The sequence below is a fragment of the Ruegeria sp. AF7 genome (genome assembly GCF_056541885.1).
Genome location: NZ_JBQFYX010000042.1, coordinates 1 through 3,566 on the forward strand (window position 1 = coordinate 1; position 3,566 = coordinate 3,566).

The following is a 3,566-nucleotide window of genomic DNA, read 5'->3' on the forward strand; positions in this document are numbered from 1 at the left end:
GGCCACTTGTCCGGTCAATGGCCCAAAAAGCCAAACCACCGCTCAATAGCGCCAGTAAAAATACACCGAATGTGTATCCTGTGACTACGCTCGTTAAGCGCATTGGCGTTCCCCCTTCTCTTCTCTTTTCCCAGAGCCGCTTTGCATGTCCTTGCGGTCTGCATCCGAGAGCCAAACATGTGTGCCAGGCGCGTCCCCTGCCCCCAAAGTGTGCACGATTGTTGCACCAGTTTTGGCGAGCTTTGCTAATAGCTTATCGCGATTTGATACATGCGGCCAGACAAGGCTTTGAATCACGATGCACACCGGATCGGCCAAAATCGTCTGCACCACTGAAATCTTCAGTTTTTCCGTTGCCGTCAGATTTGTTCCCCGCTCGGTAATGGTTTCATCGAGCCCACCCAGTCGATCAACCAGATCACCAAGGCCAATGTCGCGCGCGCAAATTTCGATTTCAGGATCAGACGGGCGCCGTTTGCAGGCCAACGTTAGGTTCCGCCGCAGCGATCCCTTCAGGAGCGAAGGTTCATCGCTGACAGGGTTCACCTGTACCGCAGCACTGTCAATGCCATCGAATTCCACATTCCAGCCGCCAGTTTCAACACAGGAGGCGATGCAGCGCATGGCATTGATCGCTTCGTCTATCTCGGGGAGCGACAGGCCGGTAACGCGACCTGTTGCACAGAAGAAACGCGTATCTCCGTCTTTCTTCAGACGCAGACCCACCGGGGTATCGATGGGCTTGCTCGTCTTGACGGCTTCTACATTGGCCAACAGCGCCTCACAACGACCGCGCGCCACGCTCCAGGCTGCGTAGCGATCCCAAACACCGATCATTTCCTTTATGGGGGATGCCGCGATTCCCAAAACCGCCAGTGCCCCTGCCGTTATTCCAGGCGCGATCCCATACGTCAGCGCCGTCCAGAGAATGGCTGCGCCACCGATGCCAAGGCCGGCATCGGGAAGAGCCCTCAGAAAGGAAACCCGACGCACACGGCGCACAGAATGATCCGAAACCGCCCTGCCCGCTTTCTTCAGCGCTTTCAACTCGCGGCGCAACCGCCCCAAACGCACAAGCGCGTCCGAGATCATGATCCGTTCCATGGCAAAGATCGCGAGCTTCGCGCGGCTTTTTCTTAACCGCCGATGACGCCTGCGCAGGATCAAACCGAAGCCTGCCATCAAGAACACCGCGACCAGCAACGGCAGTGCTCCGGCTGCCGCCAGATGAGGATCGAGCCACCAGAGACATGCAAATGCCGCTGGCGCGACCAAGGCCCCAACAATGAGCCGATAGAAACCAAGCCCAACCCAGCCTCGCGCAGCGCTCATATCTCCAACAAAGCGCAGCGACAGCCCGCCGATGCTTCTGCGATCACGCACATCTTGCGGCAACCGCGCAACGGCGGCGAAAACAACTTCACGCAATTCTATGGCGAAGGAATGGCCCAGAGCCTCGGCCCGCGTTCGAGCAAGCGCCTGGCAGGTGGCCGTAATCGCCGTTGCGAGGCAAAGGAGCGCGACCAGCATCAACGGAATGCCCGCCTCACCATGCAATGCAGTGAACAGGCCGCGTGTCGCAAAGGCCGCAAGAAACAGACAGGCCGCCTGCAACACGCCAAGCACCACGATGACGGCAATTGCCCGACCTCGCGGCCGGGCAATTGGATTGGGAAGCCTCAGCACTTTCATGCGGCAACCGCAGGTGTTGCCTGCACGTCCGCTTGTTTGCCGCGCATCAGACGGGCCGTCAGATCAGTGACCACCTTGGGTTTGCAAAGATCTTCGCGGGTCAGTATCGGAAGTCCGGTAACCTGGCTCGCTTCCTGCGCTCCGAGTGTCGAGAGGCTGACCATGCCTGAAATCGCGAATGGTGACAGACCGTAGGTTGAGAGAAGCTGTGTTCCACCAACCGCGCCAAGAGCGTCCGGTGCGGCAAAGAGCAGACCATCCATTCGACGAATGATCGAGGAGTCCTGCAGAATTTCGCGGGTCTCTTTCTGGAACACACCGTCAGCAATCTCCACCACTGCCACATTAGCGCCACTCCGGGCCGCCTGGCCAACCAGCGCATCAAAAGACTGTTCGATATCCTTCAGAGACACCCGGAAGGTCGAGGCATATCCGGCATCGGTAAAGTCGCTCGCAGGAATGCCCGCATCTTCAAAGGCGTTGAAGTCACCGAACGCGCCAGTTCCTGTAGCCTTGATACCGGCCACCTTGTGACCCGCCCGCATCAGGCCGTGTGCCAAGCAGACTGCCGCGGTGGTCTTACCCGCATTCATAGACGCCCCAAAGACGCCAAATACGGTCATGGCTTCCGGGATGGTCGCTGCACCGATAGCATAGCGATCAATATTGACTACGTTTCCGTGGCGATCTGCCAACGCACCGATCGGACGCAGCTGTGTCGGTTTCGACATGGAACGGTGGGCCGCCTCAACCGTGCCGGCCAGACCGCCGCCAGCTAGAAGATCGAGCTTATCGCCGCTCAGTTTTGCTGCACCGAGAAACTGGTCCGGTGCATAACGGTCACCCAGACACAGAACCACAAGATCACCGGGATACATCACCGACATGCGCTGGTTCTCCTGCTGGATTTTCTTGTGCTGCCCTATACTGGCGACCTCACACAACATGAGGTCGCCAGCTCGCAGGGTGTTCGGTGTGAGTGGGGCTAGCCCTGCGATATCCTCGCGCAACACACGGCGCGTCGTGAACGCCCATTTGATCGTGTGTCGTACCGAAGCGAAATTGAGTGTTGCGTAGGTTTCCATCTGTTCCTCCTGAGCCGTGGATTGTCGTGACAATGCCAACTTGCCCGGTACACGACCGCAAAGCCTGACGCTGTAATGATGCAATCGTTAAGCAGATGTGAACGAGTTATGAACGATGCCTAAGGCCGTAGCTATTAAGTTTTCTAAAAACGTTGCCACCTGCATAATGTCTGACTTAGTTCTAAACTGTGGTTGCCGATGAGGTGCAATTTACCATCGGAACGTGCGTATCGGTATGAGGTTGTGGTGAGTTGATAGCGGCGAGGGCGGAAGATCAGGTTGATCTGGTCATGCGCGGATAGAAACCTCTGAGCCTGACGGTGAGATTTGAACCGGCCGAGTGTTTTCTCTCGCTTTCGGGTCGGTCGGTGCGAGACCTCGATCGCGTTGTTTAGGCCTTTATGGGCGCGATGGTCAGCTTCGGGCGCCAGTGCCTTGATCTGCAAGAAAGGCCAGCATCGCATGATTGGGCTGTTCTCCAACCTCACGAACCCGCCCGGGATGGCGCAGATAAGCCAATGGCACAGCATAGCCCAAACGGGCGGCAGCTGTTCGCTTTCTGGCAACAGCCTCAATCTCGTCCGGGGTGAGCGTGCAATACATCGCAACCTCTCGATCCTCCGAGGGCGGCGCCATCAACCGAGACCAGAACCTTGCCGTCAATAATTGTCGCCGTGCCATGAAATACCCTTCTTACACGCATGTCCGTGAAACGCTCGTTTGGCGGGACGTCCCGATCCGTCCGTCAATATGGGTTGACTACGGCAAGACGGACAAGATGATTTAAGG

At 57.4% G+C, this 3,566-nt stretch carries 3 protein-coding genes and 1 pseudogene; all 4 read right to left on the reverse strand.

What is annotated here, in order from left to right; genetic code table 11:
* Nucleotides 1–93: 93 nt before the first annotated feature.
* A complete protein-coding gene (locus tag ACR0AP_RS20770) occupies nt 94–1,692 on the reverse strand; it encodes an ABC transporter transmembrane domain-containing protein (RefSeq protein ID WP_480509176.1) in 1,599 nt (532 codons plus the stop codon).
* On the reverse strand, nt 1,689–2,777 hold the full coding sequence (locus ACR0AP_RS20775; protein ID WP_480509178.1) for a P-loop NTPase family protein: 1,089 nt from the start codon (nt 2,775–2,777) through the stop codon (nt 1,689–1,691). Before ACR0AP_RS20775 ends, ACR0AP_RS20770 begins: the two co-directional genes overlap by 4 nt.
* 143 nt (nt 2,778–2,920) lie before the next feature.
* A pseudogene (locus ACR0AP_RS20780) lies at nt 2,921–3,226 on the reverse strand (DDE-type integrase/transposase/recombinase); the annotation flags it as partial.
* A complete protein-coding gene (locus ACR0AP_RS20785; protein ID WP_480509180.1) occupies nt 3,192–3,458 on the reverse strand; it encodes a DUF4158 domain-containing protein in 267 nt (88 codons plus the stop codon). The pseudogene ACR0AP_RS20780 and the gene ACR0AP_RS20785, both read right to left, overlap by 35 nt.
* Nucleotides 3,459–3,566: the final 108 nt, after the last annotated feature.

Excerpts from the sequence above, each read along its gene's own strand:
- ACR0AP_RS20770 (WP_480509176.1), bottom strand. The coding sequence starts at position 1,692 with ATGAAAGTGCTGAGGCTTCCCAATCCAATTGCCCGGCCGCGAGGTCGG.
- ACR0AP_RS20775 (WP_480509178.1), bottom strand. The coding sequence starts at position 2,777 with ATGGAAACCTACGCAACACTCAATTTCGCTTCGGTACGACACACGATC.
- ACR0AP_RS20785 (WP_480509180.1), bottom strand. The coding sequence starts at position 3,458 with ATGGCACGGCGACAATTATTGACGGCAAGGTTCTGGTCTCGGTTGATG.